The sequence below is a fragment of the Pseudohaemophilus parahaemolyticus genome (assembly GCF_938021905.1).
GTDB lineage: Bacteria > Pseudomonadota > Gammaproteobacteria > Enterobacterales > Pasteurellaceae > Haemophilus_A > Haemophilus_A parahaemolyticus_B.
The window spans coordinates 24,746-44,999 of the sequence record NZ_CALIFA010000020.1 but is presented as its reverse complement, the minus strand read 5'-3'; the positions used below and the strand labels follow the sequence as shown (position 1 = coordinate 44,999).

Annotated in this window: 14 protein-coding genes; 4 read left to right on the top strand and 10 right to left on the bottom strand. The window is 40.8% G+C overall.

Annotation, left to right across the window (positions count from 1 at the left end):
- A partial coding sequence (locus QMF79_RS01495; protein WP_281772478.1) for a glycogen/starch/alpha-glucan phosphorylase occupies positions 1–210 on the top strand: 210 nt, incomplete at its 5' end.
- 44 nt (positions 211–254) lie between these two features.
- Here the strand turns inward: QMF79_RS01495 and trmJ are convergent.
- Entirely contained in the window at positions 255–1,022 is a 768-nt protein-coding gene (trmJ, locus tag QMF79_RS01490) for a tRNA (cytosine(32)/uridine(32)-2'-O)-methyltransferase TrmJ (RefSeq protein ID WP_281772477.1), read from the bottom strand.
- A 215-nt stretch (positions 1,023–1,237) separates the two neighbouring features.
- Between trmJ and pntA the strand changes: the two genes are divergently transcribed.
- From pntA to QMF79_RS01475, 3 genes are all read left to right on the top strand, one after another.
- Positions 1,238–2,776, top strand: a complete 1,539-nt coding sequence (gene pntA, locus QMF79_RS01485; protein ID WP_281772476.1) for a Re/Si-specific NAD(P)(+) transhydrogenase subunit alpha — start codon at positions 1,238–1,240, stop codon at positions 2,774–2,776.
- 11 nt (positions 2,777–2,787) lie between these two features.
- Entirely contained in the window at positions 2,788–4,236 is a 1,449-nt protein-coding gene (pntB, locus tag QMF79_RS01480; protein WP_281772475.1) for a Re/Si-specific NAD(P)(+) transhydrogenase subunit beta, read from the top strand.
- Positions 4,237–4,308: 72 nt separating this feature from the next.
- Complete coding sequence (locus QMF79_RS01475) at positions 4,309–4,539, top strand: YceK/YidQ family lipoprotein (protein ID WP_281772474.1); 231 nt, start codon at positions 4,309–4,311, stop codon at positions 4,537–4,539.
- Positions 4,540–4,677: 138 nt separating this feature from the next.
- Here the strand turns inward: QMF79_RS01475 and QMF79_RS01470 are convergent, their stop codons facing one another.
- The 9 genes from QMF79_RS01470 to lexA form a co-directional block, all read right to left on the bottom strand.
- Positions 4,678–5,442 (bottom strand): glycosyltransferase family 2 protein, encoded by a 765-nt coding sequence (locus QMF79_RS01470; protein WP_281772473.1) that lies wholly within the window; start codon positions 5,440–5,442, stop codon positions 4,678–4,680.
- A 124-nt stretch (positions 5,443–5,566) separates the two neighbouring features.
- Positions 5,567–6,796 (bottom strand): uracil-xanthine permease family protein, encoded by a 1,230-nt coding sequence (locus tag QMF79_RS01465; protein ID WP_281772472.1) that lies wholly within the window; start codon positions 6,794–6,796, stop codon positions 5,567–5,569.
- 174 nt (positions 6,797–6,970) lie between these two features.
- Positions 6,971–13,876: a YadA-like family protein gene (locus QMF79_RS01460; RefSeq protein ID WP_281772471.1), complete on the bottom strand. Its 6,906-nt coding sequence runs from the start codon at positions 13,874–13,876 to the stop codon at positions 6,971–6,973.
- 342 nt (positions 13,877–14,218) lie between these two features.
- On the bottom strand, positions 14,219–14,629 hold the full coding sequence (locus QMF79_RS01455) for a DUF2251 domain-containing protein (protein ID WP_281772470.1): 411 nt from the start codon (positions 14,627–14,629) through the stop codon (positions 14,219–14,221).
- Positions 14,630–14,724: 95 nt separating this feature from the next.
- Positions 14,725–16,035: a phosphopyruvate hydratase gene (gene eno, locus QMF79_RS01450; RefSeq protein WP_005706543.1), complete on the bottom strand. Its 1,311-nt coding sequence runs from the start codon at positions 16,033–16,035 to the stop codon at positions 14,725–14,727.
- A gap of 406 nt (positions 16,036–16,441) precedes the next feature.
- Positions 16,442–17,620 (bottom strand): 23S rRNA (uracil(747)-C(5))-methyltransferase RlmC, encoded by a 1,179-nt coding sequence (gene rlmC / locus QMF79_RS01445; RefSeq protein WP_281772480.1) that lies wholly within the window; start codon positions 17,618–17,620, stop codon positions 16,442–16,444.
- A 2-nt stretch (positions 17,621–17,622) separates the two neighbouring features.
- A complete protein-coding gene (nagZ, locus tag QMF79_RS01440; RefSeq protein WP_281772469.1) occupies positions 17,623–18,660 on the bottom strand; it encodes a beta-N-acetylhexosaminidase in 1,038 nt (345 codons plus the stop codon).
- Between the two features lie 220 nt (positions 18,661–18,880).
- On the bottom strand, positions 18,881–19,558 hold the full coding sequence (gene mutH / locus QMF79_RS01435; RefSeq protein WP_111427526.1) for a DNA mismatch repair endonuclease MutH: 678 nt from the start codon (positions 19,556–19,558) through the stop codon (positions 18,881–18,883).
- A 25-nt stretch (positions 19,559–19,583) separates the two neighbouring features.
- Positions 19,584–20,213 (bottom strand): transcriptional repressor LexA, encoded by a 630-nt coding sequence (lexA, locus tag QMF79_RS01430; protein ID WP_005706552.1) that lies wholly within the window; start codon positions 20,211–20,213, stop codon positions 19,584–19,586.
- Positions 20,214–20,254 lie beyond the last annotated feature (41 nt).

Here is a 20,254-nt window from a genome sequence, read left to right as displayed (position 1 = left end):
TTGCAATACCACGATTATTATCAAGCTTTTGCTGATTTCCGCAGTTATGTAGAAACTCAAAAAACCGTAGATGAAAAATACAAACAACGCGACCAATGGATTGAAAGTACCATCCAAAATATCGTGAATATGGGCTTCTTCTCATCTGACCGCACGATTAAAGAGTACGCAGAGAGAATTTGGAAAATATCATCTATCCAAGCGAAATAACGCTTTTTTCATTCTAAAAATTAGCCCTATCTAGGGCTAATTTTTTAGGGAGTATTACTACTCTCTTTCTGACTACATTCCACAGCCGTTAGCATTCCTCTTAACAAATTCAATTCATTGGTTTCTAATTCTGCACGTTGATAAAGGCGACGGAGTTTGAGCATCACTGCATCATTACGGATAAAACCAAGTGCTTTATAAAGCCTTTCCGTGTGTTGGTAAAAATGTTCCAATGCTTCGGCATTTGGGTAATCTTTTTCGGCTTCTGCAAGCGGTCGGTGTTTTGCAAAGTTTTGCGTATTTTCGACCGCTTGTTGATTGCTAAGATAAGCCATTCTCACCTCATAAGCCGCTAATTGCACCGCCATAGCTAAATTGAGCGAGCCATATTCAGGATTGGTAGGAAAGTTTAAGTGATAATGACATTTGAGCAATTCTTCGTTAGTTAGCCCAACGCGTTCGCGTCCGAAAACAAGGGCGACCTTGCCTTGTTCAGCACGTTTTACGACTAATTCACCACAAATACGTGGCTCGATCAAACTACTTTGTAAGTGTCGCAAACGGGCACTGGTGCCAATAACTAATTGGCAATCTGCAACCGCTTCATCAAAAGTAGCAAAGGTTTGTGCATTTTCAAGCAGATCTTTTGCACCTGCTGAAAGGGCAAAGGCATTTTCATCAAGTGGGTGTTTTGGCTCAACTAATCGCAAATGGCTAAGCCCCATGGTTTTCATTGCACGAGCTGCAGAGCCAATATTAGCGGGCAGAGAAGTTTCGACAAGAACAATTTGAATGTGATCTAAAATATTCATTTTGATTTTATTTGAAGCATTTTTTATAGTGGCTTATTCTATCAAATTTCACTTTCATTATAAAATTACAGATTTCGTCAAATAATTAAATTGATAGGCATAATTTTTTTACAAATTTGACAAATTTAGTGATAGAGTTATGGCATTTTTTTAAAACCATAGGGGCTACTTTAAAGTAGCTGAAATTATAACCCCAATCCAATACAGGAGTCTTTATGCTTATTGGTGTACCAAGAGAACTGTTAGATGGTGAAACGCGTGTTGCTGCAACACCAAAAACCGTTGAGCAGATTAAAAAACTGGGCTTTGAGGTGATCGTTGAACACGATGCTGGCTTTAAAGCAAGTTTTGAAGATGATGCCTTTGTGAAAGCAGGTGCGTCTGTTGGCACAACACAAGAAATTTGGAATGCAGACATTATTTTTAAAGTGAATGCACCCACTGAACAGGAAATTGCCCTTATTAAAGAAGGTGCAACCCTTGTGAGCTTTATTTGGCCAGCACAAAATCCACAATTGATGGAAAAATTAAGTGCGAAGAAAATCAATGTGTTAGCAATGGATGCTGTGCCTCGTATCTCTCGTGCACAAGCATTAGATGCCCTTTCTTCTATGGCAAATATTTCAGGTTACCGTGCGGTAATTGAAGCGGCAAATGCGTTTGGTAGCTTCTTTACGGGTCAAATTACGGCAGCGGGTAAAGTTCCGCCTGCGAAAGTGCTTGTAATTGGTGCAGGTGTAGCAGGTTTAGCGGCAATCGGTGCGGCGAATAGCTTAGGGGCGATTGTGCGTGCGTTTGACTCACGCCCTGAAGTAAAAGAGCAAGTAAAATCAATGGGGGCAGACTTCTTAGAAATTGATTTTGAAGAAGAAGGCGGCTCAGGTGATGGTTATGCGAAAGTGATGTCGGAAGAGTTCAACCGTCGTGCGATGGAACTTTACGCAGAGCAAGCGAAAGAAGTGGATATTATTATCACGACAGCGGCAATTCCAGGTAAAGCAGCACCACGCTTAATCACAAAAGAGATGGTAGATTCAATGAAACCAGGCTCAGTGATTGTGGACTTAGCAGCAGCAACAGGCGGTAACTGTGACTACACCAAAGCAGGTGAAGTGGTGGTAACAGACAATCAAGTGAAAGTGATTGGCTACACCGATTTCCCAGCACGTTTACCAACCCAATCATCACAACTTTACGGTACTAACTTAGTGAATTTATTAAAACTATTAGCACCGAACAAAGATGGACAAATCAATATTAACTTTGAAGATGTGGTATTACGTGGCGTAACCGTTATTCGCGAAGGCGAAGTAACCTGGCCTGCTCCACCGATTCAAGTTTCTGCACAACCGCAAAAACAAGCGGCAGCAGCACCAGTTGAGAAAAAAGAAGAGAAACCAACCGATCCACGCGTGAAATATGGTGTGATGGCAGGCGTTGGTGCGTTATTCCTTTGGTTAGCTTCTGTTGCACCAGCGGCATTCTTATCTCACTTTACTGTATTCGTTCTGGCTTGTGTGGTAGGTTACTACGTGGTTTGGAACGTTAGCCACGCATTACACACCCCGTTAATGGCGGTAACCAATGCGGTTTCAGGCATTATTATCGTGGGGGCAGTGTTACAAATTCGCCAGCCAACGGGTAATTTCTTCATTGATATTCTTGCCTTTATTGCGATTTTAGTCGCAAGCATCAATATCTTTGGTGGTTTTAAAGTGACGCAACGTATGCTTGCAATGTTTAGAAAAGGTTAAGGAGAAGCAAGATGTCATTTGGATTTGTTACGGCAGCGTACATTATTGCTGCCATCCTGTTTATTATGAGCTTAGCTGGTCTTTCTAAACACGAAACCGCAAAAGCAGGTTGTTGGTATGGGATCGTGGGTATGGCAATTGCATTAGTTGCAACCATCTTTGGCCCACAATCACAAGGCACACTTTGGATCTTAATTGCAATGGCAATTGGTGGTTTCATCGGTGTGAAAAAAGCCCTTAAAGTAGAAATGACTGAAATGCCAGAGCTTGTGGCAATTCTTCACAGCTTTGTAGGTTTAGCTGCGGTATTAGTGGGCTTCAATAGCTGGGGCTTACATGCAGAAGCCGTTGTACCGACTCACTTAGATGAAGTAGCACTTGCTGCATTCCACGCAGAACAAGCAACTCTTGCGAACATTCACAACGTGGAAGTGTTCTTAGGGATCTTCATCGGTGCAGTAACCTTCTCTGGCTCATTAGTTGCATTTGGCAAATTAAGCGGTAAATTATTTGGTCGCAAAGTAAACTCTGCGGCATTAAACCTTCCGCACAAACATAAATTAAACCTTGCGGCATTAGTGATTTCAGCCCTATTAATGATCTCATTCTTAAACAGCCCAGATAATATCTTCCCTGTGTTAATTATGACAGCAATCGCTCTTGCATTCGGCTGGCACTTAGTCTCATCAATCGGTGGTGCAGATATGCCAGTGGTAGTGTCAATGCTTAACTCATACTCAGGTTGGGCAGCAGCAGCGGCAGGCTTTATGTTAAGCAACGACTTGCTTATCGTAACAGGTGCGTTAGTAGGTTCTTCAGGTGCAATCCTCTCTTACATTATGTGTAAAGCAATGAACCGCTCATTTATCAGCGTAATCGCTGGCGGTTTCGGCACAGAGGTAAAAACAAGCTCAGGCGAAGAAGAACAAGGCGAATACCGCGAAACTTCAGCAGAAGAAGTGGCAGAAATGCTTAAAAATGCAAGCTCTGTGATCATCACACCTGGATACGGTATGGCGGTTGCACAAGCACAATACCCTGTAGCTGAAATCACGGCAAAATTACGCGAAAAAGGCGTAAACGTTCGCTTTGGTATTCACCCTGTTGCGGGTCGTTTACCTGGTCATATGAACGTATTATTAGCGGAAGCGAAAGTACCTTACGATGTGGTATTAGAAATGGACGAAATCAACGATGATTTCGAAGATACTGATGTTGTATTAGTTATCGGTGCAAACGACACCGTAAACCCAGCGGCATTAGACGATCCATCAAGCCCAATCGCAGGTATGCCAGTGCTAGAAGTTTGGAAAGCACAAAATGTGGTAGTATTCAAACGCTCAATGGCAGTAGGCTACGCAGGCGTACAAAACCCACTCTTCTTCAAAGAAAACACGCAAATGTTATTCGGCGATGCAAAAGAACGTGTAGACGATATTTTAAGAGCATTGAATAACTAGCTTTAAATTTAACAAAAGATAAGACTGACTTTGATATAATGCAAATGTCAGTCTTTTTTATTTCTTAATTTTATGAAAAATAACTTAATCAAATATAGCGGTTTAGTGATCCTTTTAGTAAATTTAACCGCTTGTGGCACAATAATTAATTTAGGCAAAGGAGATTATACTGCCTATGGTGGAGTCAGAAATGATTTTAACGTCATTCAAGAGGGTGGAGTGTTAGGCGTTTTAGCGGTGATTGATTTACCACTGAGTTTTGTTTTTGATACATTGATATTGCCCGTCACATTAAGCAAATAATGCTAGTATTATATAGCGGTTGCCCAAGATGATTTTTGCACAGATAAGGATATTAAAATGACTTCACCAATTTATTCTATGCGAAATAGGTGTGTGAACCTTACAGTTCACACAACAATGTAAAATAATTTTGTACTCTTAATCATTATTTCTCGTTCTATTCCACAAATCTGCATATTTCACAAATGTGGAATGTGCAGATAATATAGCGAGCAAAAATCCTTGTTTACCATCTAGGAATCCTGCTTTTAATAAATACATTTTTACAAAACAGCCTAATGCGTGAGTAACACCATCCATTAAAGATGCCTTTTTCCCTACATTAGCTCGTTGAATTGCCCAGGCTTTAGCATAACTCGCTGATTTTACTAAGTAATGGTGAATATCCTTATAGGTAAAATGTAATAAGTCCCCTTTAAGTTTCTTAACTTGTGCATTTTTAGGATAATGCACCTTCTCATGCACTAATTCATCACCATATTGTGCAAAATCTTGACGATATAAACGCACAACATAATCAGGATACCAGCCTGAATGTGTGATTTGACGACCAAAAACTTCACTTAAACGGCTTACTTGATAAACGGTATTTTGTTCATTATTTTCGACCGCTTGTAAAATACTTTGCTTCAGCTCTGGTGTTACTCGCTCATCAGCATCAAGCCATAATACATAATCACTGGTCACATATTGTTGTGCTAACTGGCGTTGCTTGCCAAAGCCTTGCCAATCTGTGTTAATGTAAACTTTCGCATCAAATCGCTCAGCAATTTGTAAGGTTTCATCGGTGCTGCCGCTATCTAAAATTACAATTTCATTTACCCAATCTTTTACTGTTTCAAGACAAGCAGCTAAATCTTGGGCCTCATTTTTAACAATCATTGCAACACTTAATGTTGGCATTTTTTTATTCCTATTCATATTGAGTAATGCAGTTATTTTACGTGATATGAAGCAAAATCGCATCTTAAAAACAAGAAAACCTGATCAAGCATTGCTTAATCAGGTTTTTATCGGTTAAAGAAAATTATGCTTCGGTGTTTTTAACTCTAGGCAGTACTAAATTCATTAGAATCGCAGCAATTGCACAAAGACTGATACCTTTAAGTGAAAATTCGCCTACATTGATAAGCATACCACCAATGCCAAAAGTCATCACGACTGAAACGATGACAAGGTTACGAGCTTCTCCCATATCGACTTTGGCTTTGATTAAGGTACTCATTCCTACCGCAGCGATAGAGCCAAATACAAGCATCATAATGCCTCCCATCACCACACCTGGAATCGTTTGTAAGAATGCCCCCACTTTACCACAGAATGAAATGGCAATTGCCCAACAAGCTGCCCAAGTCATAATCGTTGGGTTGAAGTTTTTAGTCAGCATTACTGCACCTGTTACTTCAGCATAGGTTGTATTTGGTGGCCCACCAAGAAATGAGGCTGCAGAAGTGGCGATACCATCCCCCAATAATGTGCGATGTAAACCTGGTTTTTTCAAAAAGTCGTTACCCGTTACAGAGCTGATTGCCATAATGCCCCCCACATGTTCCACTGCTGGAGCAATCGCAATGGGAAGTAAATATAAAATCGCATCTAAGCGGAACTCAGGGAAAGTAATGGTCGGCACGTCAAACCATGACGCATTTTGCACGGGAGTAAAGTCTACAATACCTAGAAAAAGAGATAACAAATAGCCCACAACAATACCGAACATAATTGGCACAAGTTTCATCAAACCTTTAGCAAAGACGGCAACAATGACAGTAGTGATTAAAGTAACCATTGAGACAAGCATTGCAGTATCTTGTGAAATAGCACCATTTGTATTTTTACCTAATGCCATATCCACTGCAACAGGGGCTAATCCTAAACCAATGATGATGATAACCGGACCAACAACAACAGGCGGAAAAATTCTGTCCATTATTTGAGCTCCTTTCCATTTCACCAGGCTACTTAAACAAAGGTAAACCAAGCCCGTACAAGCTAATCCGCCCATAGTAACAGCAATCCCCCACGCTTGCACACCGTATTGAATTGGAGCGATAAAAGCGAAAGAAGAAGCAAGAAAAATAGGTACTTGACGTTTGGTACAAAGTTGGAAAAGGAGAGTACCGACACCTGCAGTAAGCAGAGCGGTGTTTGGATCAAGCCCCGTGATTAACGGAACTAGCACTAAAGCACCGAAAGCGACAAAGAGCATTTGTAAGCCAACAAAGGCTTGTTTCGGTCTGCTAATGGTTTGATTGTTCATGGAAGTTTCTCAGTTGTGATAATAAAAACAAGTTGGTTATCTTTCGACAACTGAGAGTAAATTATACTGAAAATCAGCTAGCTTGAATAGAACTTATCAATGGCTAATAAAAAAAGCGGTCAATTTTGACCGCTTTTTATCATCTAATTATTAACTATAAAGTTAATAGTGAAATTACCATTGGTAACCTACACCTACAGAGCCACCTACTTCACCACGAGTATTCGCATTACCTTGAAGTTTCAAGATAACTTTACCGTTGTCTGAAGCACGAGAGTAACCTACTGCTACAGCACTTTGACCTTTGAAGGTACCTGCTGCTGCTGCTACCATTGATTTACCTGGAATGTAAACTTGTGGTAAGCCTGCTGCGGCATTCGCACCTGCAATACCTGCACGTAAATCTTTACCCATACGGTTCACTTTGTGATCTAAGTGAGCGATGTTTTGAGCATTTTGATTCACACGAACATTCGTTGCATTTAATTGGCTACCATTCACTGCATCTGTAGACGTTGCAGATACAACACCTGCCGCTACGTTTTGGATCTGAGCTTTGCTTGTTGCATTACCTACAGACACCACACGTGTATTCGCATCTTCAGGGTTACCTGCTACATCTGTTGAACCATCAATGCGGTATGCACCAGTGTTCACTTTACCTGCTGTTGAACCTGCACCAATTGCCACAGAACCTTTCGCAGCATTTGTTTCAACTTTAGCATTATTACCGATTGCTACTGAACCTTCTGTATTTGCTACAGAGTTAGGTCCTACTGCAACAGAATTTGAACCTGCAGCCTTAGCTGCTGTGCTACCAGCTGTTGCATTTGCCTTGAGGTAGTCATTACCTACAGTAATTGTACGAACACCTGCAGCATCTGTTGCACCTTTCACAGTTACACCTGTGCCTGCTTCTGCTTTGAAGTCTACACGGTTAGCATTTTTCACGCTATCTGCGTAGTTATTATCACTTGCAGAAACAACCCAACCTAAGTTCTTCGCATCTTCCACTGTAATCGCATTAGATGGATTTGATGAGCTTAAGTCTGCAATGTTACCCGCAGCTTTAGTCACATTTGTTGCCAATGGAGCATTTGCTTGTGTTGACGTTGCCGGAGTTACCGCTGTTGCTGTTGAAATTGGGTTAATTTCAATCGCACCTGTTTGTGGATTCACCCTTGCCGTCACATCACCTGGGCGATAGTACTTACCATCTGCCGCTTTCACTAATGGATCACCATTAACATCCACGTTATATTTATTTGGATCTGAGTTAAAGTTACCGTCTGTCGCTTTGCTTACATTCGTTAACTGTGCTTTACCCATATCTAACTGTGGATTTGCACCAGTACCTGATGTCGTAATATTCACTTGTGGATTACCTGCCGTACCGTTACCGATAGACAATGTTTGATTCACTTGTGCATTTTCAAATGTTACATCTTTAGTCGTTGCAAAAGTAAAGTTTGCACCATCCTGTTTAATTGCAATGTTCTTACCTGCTGTATAAGTCACGGTAGAACCTGCTTTCACTGTCGCATTTGCTTTACCTGCTTGGTTGACAATCCATGCACCTGAGTTTGCAATAGTTGCATTAAATGACGCACTATTGATTGCATTAGCCACTGTTGATGCATTCACTAAGTTATTTCCGTTTGCCGAATTAAAGGTAATAGTACCATTATTATTCGGATGACGGCTTAACTCAGTGGTATTTGCTGCAATGTTACCTTGGCTATCCACCTTAATCGTTGTGCCATCTACTTTCGCATCATAAGTTACATTGATTGCACCATTAGCATCCTTAGTCACATTTGCAACTGTACCTGTACCGTTTACATAGTTCACGGCTTGACCTGGTTTCACCGGAGCAACTGTACCGTTAGAAAGTTTTGTAGTCCAACCAGAGTTGTTAATAGCACCAGCTACTTCTGATACCGTTGCAAAACGGTTACCCTCTGCACCAATAACAAGCTCACCTTTATCATTAATTGCGCCATATTGTGCTTTATAAGTAATATTACTTGCACCTACGTTACCTTTCGCATTTGTCAGTACCGTATTTGTAACTGAAGTAGTATTCACTTGGAAACTTACATTTGCACCACCTTTGTTATTTGCTACAACAAATGCATTCACTGTCGAGCTATTCACAAAGTTGACTTGTTCATCTGGAGCAATACGTTCAACAACAGAAGTTGTATTACCAATTTTCCAACCCGCATTCACATAAGAGTTCAAGTTCTTAATTGCATCTGCCACATTCGTTGCTGCACTTGGTGCCTGATAGTTCTCAGTTGGTTTCAAGGTAGTTGGTTTCGTATCTACTGATACATTGAAGTTTTCAACTTTACCTGTTGTCGTGTTAAAGGTTGCCCCACCGCCGATAATATTCGCCGTTGAGTTACCTGCATTAAACACCTGACCTGAGTTTGCAGCTTGTGTGCTACCATTTGCTAACGTACCATTTGCTACACCATTGATGTTAGTTGGTTCACCTTTCGCATTTGCAATATTTAAACCTTTATCATCTGATGTAATCGTTGTCGCATTAGTACCGTTGCCTACGGTTAGCGTGCTATTCACATTCGCATTCGTAAACGTTACGTTTTCTGTTGTTGAGAACGTAAAGTTTTGGTTATCTTGCTCAATCGCAATGTTTTTACCTGCAATGTACGTAACATTTCCGCCCGCTTTCACTTTAGCTGTCTTCGTCGTTTGCGTTGCAAACTTATCTTCCGCTTTGGTTGATACGCTAAATGAAGCATTGTTCACTAAGTTCGCTACACTGCTTGCATTTAAGAATGATTTACCATCCGTTACTGATACTGTACCGTTTGGATTTACCGAACCTGTCGTGCTATTTACATCGTAAGAAACTGATACAACATCTTTGCCGTTTGCATCTTTCACTGTTGTTACATTCGCTTTCGTGCCGTTACCATTTACATAGTTAACTTGGTCACCTGGGTTAACATTTAATGTTGTACCGTCACTTAATGTTGTGTTCCAACCCGCGTTGTTAATCGCATTTGCAACTGTTGTGCCATTTACATAGTTATTACCATTCGTTACAGCTGTTGTACCGTTTGCGTTACTTGTTAGAGTCGTTGTATTCAATGAGATATTGATATTACGAACGCCATCCGTTGTGTTACCCGTTACTGAAACACCATTCACGCCGTTGAATTTCACTTCTTTTGCGTTAGTTACAGTATCTTTGTAACTATTGCCGTTCGCTGATACTACCCAACCTAAGTTCGTTAAATCACGTACCGTCGCCACTGAGTTCAACACATTTTCAGATAATGGCTTAGTTGTATTACCTAAATCTAATAATGTCTCTGTTGTTCTCGTTGTATCTGTAATTGGGGTTACATTTACCGTCGTTGTATTCAAGCTTGAACCCACACCTTTAATTTGTGTCGGTTTACCATCTGCTGACGTAATATTTAATGCTGAAGTCGGTGCTTCATTGTTTACATTCGCTTCTGTCGCATTTTCAGTCTTCAAGTTCACTACCGGAGATGATGAACCTGTTGTACCGTTACCCAGTGCTAATGTGTTCGTTACATTCGCATTCGTAAACGTTACGTTTTCTGTTGTTGAGAACGTAAAGTTTTGGTTATCTTGCTCAATCGCAATGTTTTTACCTGCAATGTACGTAACATTTCCGCCCGCTTTCACTTTAGCTGTCTTCGTCGTTTGCGTTGCAAACTTATCTACTGCTTGACCTGTCGTTACGTTAAACGACGCATCGTTAATCGCTTTCGCTACAGTTGATGCATTAACTAAGTTAGCTCCATCCTCACCTGTCGCTACAGAAACTGTACCGTTGTTATTTACAGTCGTTGTTAAATTTGATGTTTTTACTGGCTCTGCTTTCGCGGTAATGGTAATCGTAGACACTTTGTTATCTGCATCAGTTGTCGTAACCACATCTGTTGTTGCGTTATTACCTGATTTGAATACCACTGTGTCATACGGTTTCACAAAATCAACCGCACTTACTTCTGCACCTGCTGCTTTTTGACCACGTAAGTTCCAACCCGCATTTAACACATCATCAATCGTTGATGCACGTGCTTTATCTGCCGCTGTAAATGTTGGAGCCGCTACTTCAGTTGCAGTCACGGCATTACCTTTGTAATTCGCTGTACCTGGTAAGAAACTTTCTACATTGTTAATTGCAACTGGTGCCGTACCATTCGTCAAGTTTAAGCCTGCTGTCGTTGAAGTAATATTCACTTTCGGACTCGTCGTCGTACCATTACCGATCGTTAATGTACTGTTAACTTGTGCATTATTAAACACTACGTTTTCTGTTGTTGAGAACGTAAAGTTTTGGTTGTCTTGCTCAATCGCAATGTTTTTACCTGCAATGTACGTAACATTTCCGCCCGCTTTCACTTTAGCTGTCTTCGTCGTTTGCGTTGCAAACTTATCTTCCGCTTTGGTTGATACGTTAAACGATGCATCGTTAATCGCTTTCGCCACAGTTGATGCATTGACTAAACTTGTACCAGCTTCACCTGTCGGCACAGAAATAGTGCCATTGTTGTTTACTTGAGTCGTTAAACCAGCTGTTTTCGCTTCAACTTTATTTGTCTTCGCATTTACCTGAATTGTCGTGTCATCCGTATTAATGCTAAATGAAACATCATTTTGACCATTCGCTTCTGCTGTTACCGTCGCATTTACACCTGTACCGTTAACAAAGTTTACTTGGTGACCCGCTGATACATTGTGTTTCACCGCTTTCGCGTTGTCGCCTACTTTCCAGTACGCTGCGTTAATTGCTTCTGCAACATTTTTCGTGGTAGCTACGCCATCTGTTGTTGAAGTTACATTTAATGCACCTGGTGATGTCGTATTTACGGTTGTCGTATCAATGGTTTGGTTATTTACATTAAAAGTAACATTAGCACCCGTACCTTTACCTGAAGCATTTGCAGTCACTACGGCTGTAGTAAAGTTACCATTATTAAAGTTCACTACGTCACTTGGTACAATACTGATATTATTCGCTGGTTGGGTATTACCATCTTTATCGACAATAATATTTCCCGGTACATCCTTATCATTATTTTTTACACGGAAACCGGTTTCAACACGATGCATTACCGCATAAAGTTGTGAACCATTGATCGCATCTGTTGAACTTTGGTTAATAGCCCCAGCTGCCAAGTTTTTAATTTGACGCTCGTGACCTACAGCACCAATACTTACATATTGTCCGCTGTTAATTGGTTGACCGGCAAAACCTTCATATGAGAAGAAGCCATTTGTTGCACGCACTGAGGCATTATTTACTTTTTGAACCGGGTCAGAAGCACCACTAAAGGCTAAACTATCTGTAGCTTGTGTTGAACCATCTACATTGGTTGTTACGCCCCCTACCACATCTGATGAGTTAAAGCCTAACACCACAGAGTTATTGGTACGTACTGTCGTAATGTTCGAGCCCAATGCCATAGAGGTAATACCTGTTACGTTAGAGTGTGCCCCTAACACCACAGAAGCTCTACCCGTTACACAAGATTCTGAACCGATGGTAATTGCATTAACCGATTTTGCATGCGCACGCGTACCAAGTGCCGTTGCAGCACGTCCTGTTGCTAACGCATAATAACCAATCGCGTTTGAATTATCTGCGTGAGCTTCTGCCACGGTACCCATAGCAATAGAGTTTGTTCCGTTAGCACGTGAAATAACCCCTTGTGCAATAGAGGATTCCCCTCTCGCTAAAGCGTTAACACCGAGAGCTTGTGAACCTGTACCACCTGCTTGTGATGAGGTACCCAATGCCATAGAAACATCACCAATTGCTGCGGTACGAATGTTATTGTCAGACTTGCCATCGTTAGATAAAATCAATGCCGTCACGTTATGCGTTTTATTAATCACATCATTACGTGCACTTGCTGTACGACCACCAGCCACCCAAGTTTTATATTCCGCGACTTCAGCATCTGTAATCCCTGCTTGCTTATATGCTTGATCTAACAAGTTAGGCAATTTTGCCAAATTAATACCATTTTTGCGAATCTCAGGGATATACTGGGTAAGTTTTGCTTTCGCTTTATCAATGTCGTCACCACCCAATGATACAGACGAGTTACCCATTGCTGTAGAGTCTGCACTTAGTGCACTCGCTTGGTCGCCCCATACGAAAGCACGAGAACCCACTGCGGTAGATTGACCAATTTGGAATTTTTGCCCCAAGTTATTGGTTGCATATGAACCTAGAATAGTATCACCGGAAGTACCTGCAGATTCCGCTTTTGAACCAACTGCTACGGAAGATAAAACCCCCCATTTGCTATCGTTTTTATTTAAGCCGTTATAATTGCTCTGTTTAATGATAGCACCAGAACCAATGGCAATATCTGATGTTTGTTCAACATATGAGTTTCGACCGATAGCAATCGCATCTTGTGCACTTGTCCATGTTACACCACTACGGCTTGTTGCAGTTGCATTATCACCAATAGCGATCTGACCAATTGCCCGAGTATTTGGTGTACCATCTGTTGCACCACGTGAGCCGTTCGAAGATGAAGTAAAGGCTTTAGCACCATTACCAATGGCAATAGCACGATGACCAGCTCTAGCACCATCACCTTGAGCAATCGAATTATTACCTACAGCTGCTGCACCCGAACCAATTGAAATCGTACGAGAACCTGTAGCTTCAGCTTTCTCACCAATTGAAATCGAACGCTCACCAGTACCTTGAGCACCCGCACCAATTGAAATACCAAAGTTACCCGTTCCAGTACCGCCCACATTCACCGTATCATCACTGCTTTTAGAGCCAATGGTAATAGATTTATTCGATCTCGTATTAACCGCTGACTGTACATTATCAGCAACAAGAACGACTGACGTTCCAGTTCCACTGACTAAAACAGCAGCATCTGAACTTGTTGCCCAGAGTGCACTTGATACTGCAAGGGATACCGCAGCAACTTTGTTTGTTTTTGATTTCGTTTTGCCTTTTGCAGACGTTAATTCAGATACTGCCACCCAAGATTGCGTAGCGTGGTTCCAAATTACCTTAAAGACTTTATTCATTCATTTTTTCCTTTTAGATATGCTATATAATGAAAAAGGGGAATACAACGCCTCTCCTCATATTCAATATAGAGATAGGTTTATATTCTCCTTCGTTATACATATTGATTACCTAATAAACAAGATAACCATATTGGTTATAATACATTTTTTCGATAAACAAAAAAACTATATTTACATAACATTACAATAAAGTACGTAAGTTAATCTATTTCTAGATAAACCTTCATCATAATATCATAAAAATAAGATAAGTGATGAAAAAACACTAATTAATTCTCGGTATTATGTCGTCGCTGTACAAGATGATTTTTGCCCCCTCACAAGAACGACTATAAAGACTTATCCTAGCCACGACTCAACAAGTTCATGGGTTGTTTCTTTATGCACCCACATACTGCTTAACTCTGGTTGCGGGAATTTTGTATGGTTGTAGCCAACCAATTGCTGAAAATCAAATACTGCGTGTGGGTAGCCATTAAGCAATAAAAAGGCTTGACAGCCATCTTCAGACCAACAAATTTCTAATCGGCGTGGTTCTTTTAGGCTATTTTGCTCAATATCACTCACGTTGTAAACGAACAAACTATCAACAATCGGTTGCTCGGCTTGGTGTAAATCCATTGCATAGAAATAGCCTGTTTCGCCATCATCTTCAAACATAACGACTAAATGTTCGTGTTGAGTGGAGTGAGCTCCATTACGATAGCCTTCGCCTAATAATATTTGATCAGTTAATACGGAATATAACATTCGGTTTTCCTTACCATAGCAAAAAAAGATAGAAAAAATGCCACAGAAATCTGTGGCATTCTTATAAAGCTAATCAGCTTCAATCATCGCAAAAATTATGCTTGACCTTTCACCGCTTTTAAACCTAAGAATGGTGCTGGCGTACCTGCACGTTCTAATGCTTCTTCAATACGGATTAATTGGTTGTATTTCGCAATACGGTCTGAACGACTCATCGAACCTGTTTTGATTTGACCTGCTGCTGTACCCACCGCTAAGTCAGCAATAGTTGCATCTTCAGTTTCACCAGAACGGTGTGAAATTACTGCTGTGTAACCTGCATCTTTCGCCATTTTGATTGCGGCTAACGTTTCAGTTAATGAACCGATTTGGTTGAATTTGATTAAGATTGAGTTTGCGATACCTTTTTCGATACCTTCTTTTAAGATCTTCGTATTAGTTACGAATAAGTCATCACCCACTAATTGGATTTTATCGCCTAATACTTGAGTTTGGTATGCGAAACCTTCCCAGTCTGATTCATCTTGACCGTCTTCAATAGAGACGATTGGATACTCTTTGGTTAAGCCTTCAAGGTAGTGAGTGAACTCTTGAGAAGTAAAGGTTTTGCCTTCGCCTTTTAACTCATAATTACCCGTTTCTTTGTTGTAGAACTCAGAAGATGCACAGTCCATCGCTAAAGTAACATCTTTACCTAACACATAACCTGCTTTTTCTACTGCTTCTTTAATACATGCTAAAGCGTCTGCGTTAGAAGCTAAGTTTGGAGCGAAACCACCTTCATCACCCACTGCGGTATTTAAACCTTTAGATTTTAATACTTTGGCAAGATTATGGAACACTTCAGCACCGATGCGTAATGCTTCACGTAATGTTTTTGCACCTACTGGCTGGATCATAAATTCTTGGATGTCCACGTTGTTATCTGCGTGTTCACCGCCGTTGATGATGTTCATCATTGGTAATGGCATTGAATATACGCCTGGTGTGCCATTTAATTCCGCAATGTAAGCGTAAAGTGGTAAACCTTTAGATGCTGCGGCTGCTTTCGCTGTTGCTAATGAAACGGCTAAGATTGCGTTTGCACCAAATTTAGATTTGTTTTCTGTACCATCTAAATCGATCATAATTTGGTCGATTTCAGCTTGTGCAGAACCCTCTTTACCAACGATAGCGTTTGCAATTTCATTGTTTACCGCAGAAACCGCTTTTAATACGCCTTTACCTAAGAAACGTGATTTATCGCCATCACGTAATTCTAATGCTTCGCGAGAACCTGTTGATGCACCAGATGGAGCTGCTGCAAGACCGACGAAGCCACCTTCTAAGTGAACTTCAGCTTCAACTGTTGGGTTACCACGAGAGTCGATGATTTCACGACCAATTACTTTTACAATTTTAGCCATTGTTGATATTCCTCTAATTGAGATTGAAAAAATTGAGATTGAAAAAAGCGGTATTATGTAGCAGTTGTACAAATAGATTTCTATATAAATATCGTAGCAACCGTCTTGTGCTTGTGTACTTGTGTACTGCTTGCGTGCTTGTATAGGGGCGGGGTTTATCCCCACCCAATACATTTTACCGATTTCGGGAGGGGATACCCCCTACATCAAGTTAATTATGCAATTGCTACATAATACCGAAAAAGAATTAAAGATATAGTAAAGAGATCTGCTGAATTTGTCTTGCAAAAAGATGATTTAGTTCATTTTATTTGCCACTAATTTGATCTAATACTATAAATCAGCAATATTATAGCAACTTTTCTGCTTTTTCAGTAAGCCTACCAAAAAAGAGTAAGATAAAATTCTACTTTTTAACTAATAACGTTAGCACCTCATAATGGGCTGTGTGTGGGAACATATCAAAGAGTTGTACCTTGCATAATGAATAGTTCGTGAATGCCTCAAAATCTTTTGCCATGGTTTGAGCGTTACAGCTGGAATAGATAACATAGGGCGGAGCAAGTTCATTTAAATATTCACTTAATACTTGTCCAATTCCTCGTCTTGGCGGATTAACAATGACTAAATCGGGGCGGTTTTGTTCTTCACTCGAATGAATCGCAAATTGAGCCGAGTCAAGTGAGGCAAACGTGATGTTGTTCAGCCCTAATTTTTCAGCCGATTTGGTAGCACTCGCAATGGCAGATGCAGAAATTTCAATCCCCGTGAGTGAAACGCTTGGATTTTTTGCTTGCAATGCGTTGGCACAATGCAATCCAAACCCTCCCACACCACAAAACAGATCCCAACAGTGCTGAATCGGCAACTCTTTTACCCACTCTTGAGCCGTTTTATATAATTGGCTTGCAACAAGCGGGTTGGTTTGAAAGAAACCTTGCGGACGAATAAAGAGCGGAATGCCGTTAAAATTTTCTTCAATTGTCGTTTGTTCCGTCAGAAAAATTTCCGTTTCACCTTCTAAAATCGCAGCGTGTTGCGGTTGGATATTTAAACTCACCACTGAATTTGCAGGTAGTTTCGCTAACAATGCAGGTAATTCCCGCTCTACAAGCGGTTGTTTTTGCGTTGAGCGAAGCACAAAACGCAACATAACCGATTGATTAGCCTGGCTTTGCGTAATGAGGATATATTTCAACTCGCCTTTTTTCTTTGCAATGTTATAAGGCACTAATCCCGCCCGCCCGATAAAATCTTTTAACATTGGGAACAGTGTTTCAATTCCTTTGGCATACAAAGGGCAGTCGGTTAAATCTACTCCACTTTGTGGATCGTTCTGATCTTTCAGTAAGCCTAAAATCGGACGTTCTACGCTGCCACTGACGACCATTTTGGCTTTATTACGAAAGTGTGAAATCTCTGACATTACAGGCGGTAGAATTTCCGTCTGATTTTGCAAAATAAAAGGTGAAATCAACCGCTTGAGTGCTTCTTCTTTTAGGAAAATTTGCTCAGATAAATCCTTTTCCAGCGATTGGCAAGAATGGCATTGCTGTTGATTAAAGTGTTGGCAATTTAATTTCATCATCAATGATTGAGTGCTTTCCATTCTAGCCATTTTTGTTGCCATTTGCTCAAACGTGCAGAGGCTTGTAAATAGTCCCGATTTTTCTCTAAATCAGACCAGTTGATATATTTGCGTTTCATCAAACTTAGATGGCGTTCTTTTTGTGCTTGAGTAGGCTGATAGTTTAAATTATCTAACACTTGCACCACACCTTCAGGTTCATTACAAAGCAGTAACAAATCACAACCAGCACGAATCGCTTTTTCTGCACGCTCAACAACATTACCCATAAATCCCGCCCCTTTCATGCCTAAATCGTCAGAGAAAATCACGCCATTAAAACTCAATTGCTGGCGTAAAATCTCTTTTAACCAATAACTTGAACCGCTAGCAGGTTGGCTATCACATTGAGTATAAATCACGTGAGCGGGCATAATCGCAGAGAGTTTATTTTTCGCAATCAGCTGTTTAAATGGCTGAATATCTTGCTCAAAAATCACCGCTTTCGGGCGATCATCAAAGGGAGTTTCTAAATGAGAGTCGGCTAAAACATGTCCGTGTCCTGGAAAATGTTTACCTGTCGTTGCCATTCCAACGGCTCTCATTCCATCAATAAAGCATTCAGCAAGCGGTAGTAATTCATGGAGATGTTGCGAAAAAGCACGATCACCAATTGCCTGACTTTGATGTCCTAAATCCAACACTGGGGCAAAACTTAAATCAATATCTAAAGCAAACATTTCACTCGCCATTACCCAACCTGTTTCATAAGCAAGCTGTTTTGCCTCTTGTTCATTTTGAGCAAGCTGAGCAAAAGATTGCATTGCGGGTAGCGATGTAAACGCCTCACGGAAACGCTGTACTCGCCCGCCTTCTTGATCAACAGTAATCAGCAGTGGCTTTTTTACACGTTGGCGAATTTCTTTAATGAATGCCTGAATTTGCGGTTTATCGTAAAAATTTCGGCTAAACAAAATTACACCCGAGACGAGAGGATGTTCGAGTAATTCGACTTCTTCTTGAGAGAGCACTTTGTCTTTTAAATCAATCAGTAACATAATTTATCTTTAAATGAATTTTAGATCGTCGTTATATTTTTCCAACCTAGTCTGTATTGCTTTTGCGTGGGGGATACTCACCCTTTATATATATTTATATGATTTTGGGCGGGGATAAACCCCGCCCCTACATTCAAGAGATACGACTATTTATATAAATATGGCTTTGTACAATGGCTACATGATGCGAGGAATTCCCCTTCTTAATATGCAAACACCATTAACTTGTCAGCAGAAATTTCTGCAAGATCTGTCGAGTAAATTGCTTTCTTAAATAAAAGCCTAGAGGCAAGGATTGGATTGGCTGCCCTTGTTCATTTACCGCATTGGCAAGTGCCTTGCTATTTCTGCCTTTAGGACGAAGCTGTAGCACTTCTCCCAATGTAGCATTAATTTGATGTAACTGCCCTAATACGATCAACTCCATCAACTCTTCCCAATCTCGTTGGAGTTGTCTCTCTTGCTCTAAAGAGGGTTGCCACAGAATCGGTTGCCCAATATGCCGTTCTGCAAGCGGAATCTGACGACTTCCTTCAATGGGCATCCATAATACTTTTTGCAACTTATGTCGAACGTGCGAGCTTTGCCAGGTAATACCATTATTTTGCACTAGCGGGGCAAGGCTTACAAACGTTGTTTCTAACGGTTCACCTTGCTCGTTAATCGGGAGGGTTTTGAGTTCTATGCCTAAATGAGCAAAATCTTGTTCGGCTTTCGAACCCGCTTTTGCCCCGAGAGCCGTTTCAATCAGCTGCCCAACCCACCCTTTATCGTGCTTTAAATCTTTCGGCACAGGTATGTTTAGCATTTCAGCAATTTCACCTAATCGAAAACCAGCTAACCAATGGGCATTGGCTAATAGTTCAGCTTCAGAAACAGGAAATTTAGCTAAATTCATTTTATCAGAAATAATTAGGGGGAAATTACATCCAAGCGTTGCTACGAATTACCCCTACGGCAATGCCTTCAATCTCAATATATTCAAAACGCGGATCAACGACAATCGATTCTAACTCATCATTTTCAGGATGAAGATAGATTAAATTACCTTTTTTCTCCAAGCGTTTAACGGTTACTTCATCATCCACACGAGCAACAACTACCTGCCCATTTTTGGCAACTTTCGTTTTGTGCACCGCTAATAAATCACCATCTAAAATGCCGATATTTTCCATTGAATTGCCGTTTACGCGAAGCAGATAATCCGCGGTTGGGTTAAACATAGTCCCACTGACAGGATAGTGATCTTCAATGTGTTCGATTGCCTCAATTGGCGTGCCTGCTGCTACGCGACCAACCAACGGCAAGCTGTCTTCATTTGCCGCTTCTTCATCATTCACTAAGATACGAATACCGCGAGATGTACCTGAAAGCATCTCAATATAGCCTTTACGAGCTAAGGCTTTTAAATGCTCTTCTGCCGCATTAGGCGATTTAAAACCGATTTCACGAGCAATTTCCACACGGGTTGGGGGCATACCAGTCGTTGAGATATGATTTTTAACAAAATCAAAGATTTCTTGCTGGCGCTCAGTTAATTGTTTACGTGCCATTTTATCCTCTCTGGTCTTTTATACATAATCTTTGGTATTAT

Excerpts from the sequence above, each read along its gene's own strand:
- QMF79_RS01470 (WP_281772473.1), bottom strand. The coding sequence starts at position 5,442 with ATGCCAACATTAAGTGTTGCAATGATTGTTAAAAATGAGGCCCAAGAT.
- rlmC (WP_281772480.1), bottom strand. The coding sequence starts at position 17,620 with ATGAAATTAAATTGCCAACACTTTAATCAACAGCAATGCCATTCTTGC.
- QMF79_RS01465 (WP_281772472.1), bottom strand. The coding sequence starts at position 6,796 with ATGAACAATCAAACCATTAGCAGACCGAAACAAGCCTTTGTTGGCTTA.
- QMF79_RS01460 (WP_281772471.1), bottom strand. The coding sequence starts at position 13,876 with ATGAATAAAGTCTTTAAGGTAATTTGGAACCACGCTACGCAATCTTGG.
- trmJ (WP_281772477.1), bottom strand. The coding sequence starts at position 1,022 with ATGAATATTTTAGATCACATTCAAATTGTTCTTGTCGAAACTTCTCTG.
- QMF79_RS01475 (WP_281772474.1), top strand. The coding sequence starts at position 4,309 with ATGAAAAATAACTTAATCAAATATAGCGGTTTAGTGATCCTTTTAGTA.
- QMF79_RS01455 (WP_281772470.1), bottom strand. The coding sequence starts at position 14,629 with ATGTTATATTCCGTATTAACTGATCAAATATTATTAGGCGAAGGCTAT.
- mutH (WP_111427526.1), bottom strand. The coding sequence starts at position 19,558 with ATGAATTTAGCTAAATTTCCTGTTTCTGAAGCTGAACTATTAGCCAAT.
- nagZ (WP_281772469.1), bottom strand. The coding sequence starts at position 18,660 with ATGTTACTGATTGATTTAAAAGACAAAGTGCTCTCTCAAGAAGAAGTC.
- pntB (WP_281772475.1), top strand. The coding sequence starts at position 2,788 with ATGTCATTTGGATTTGTTACGGCAGCGTACATTATTGCTGCCATCCTG.
- eno (WP_005706543.1), bottom strand. The coding sequence starts at position 16,035 with ATGGCTAAAATTGTAAAAGTAATTGGTCGTGAAATCATCGACTCTCGT.
- pntA (WP_281772476.1), top strand. The coding sequence starts at position 1,238 with ATGCTTATTGGTGTACCAAGAGAACTGTTAGATGGTGAAACGCGTGTT.
- lexA (WP_005706552.1), bottom strand. The coding sequence starts at position 20,213 with ATGGCACGTAAACAATTAACTGAGCGCCAGCAAGAAATCTTTGATTTT.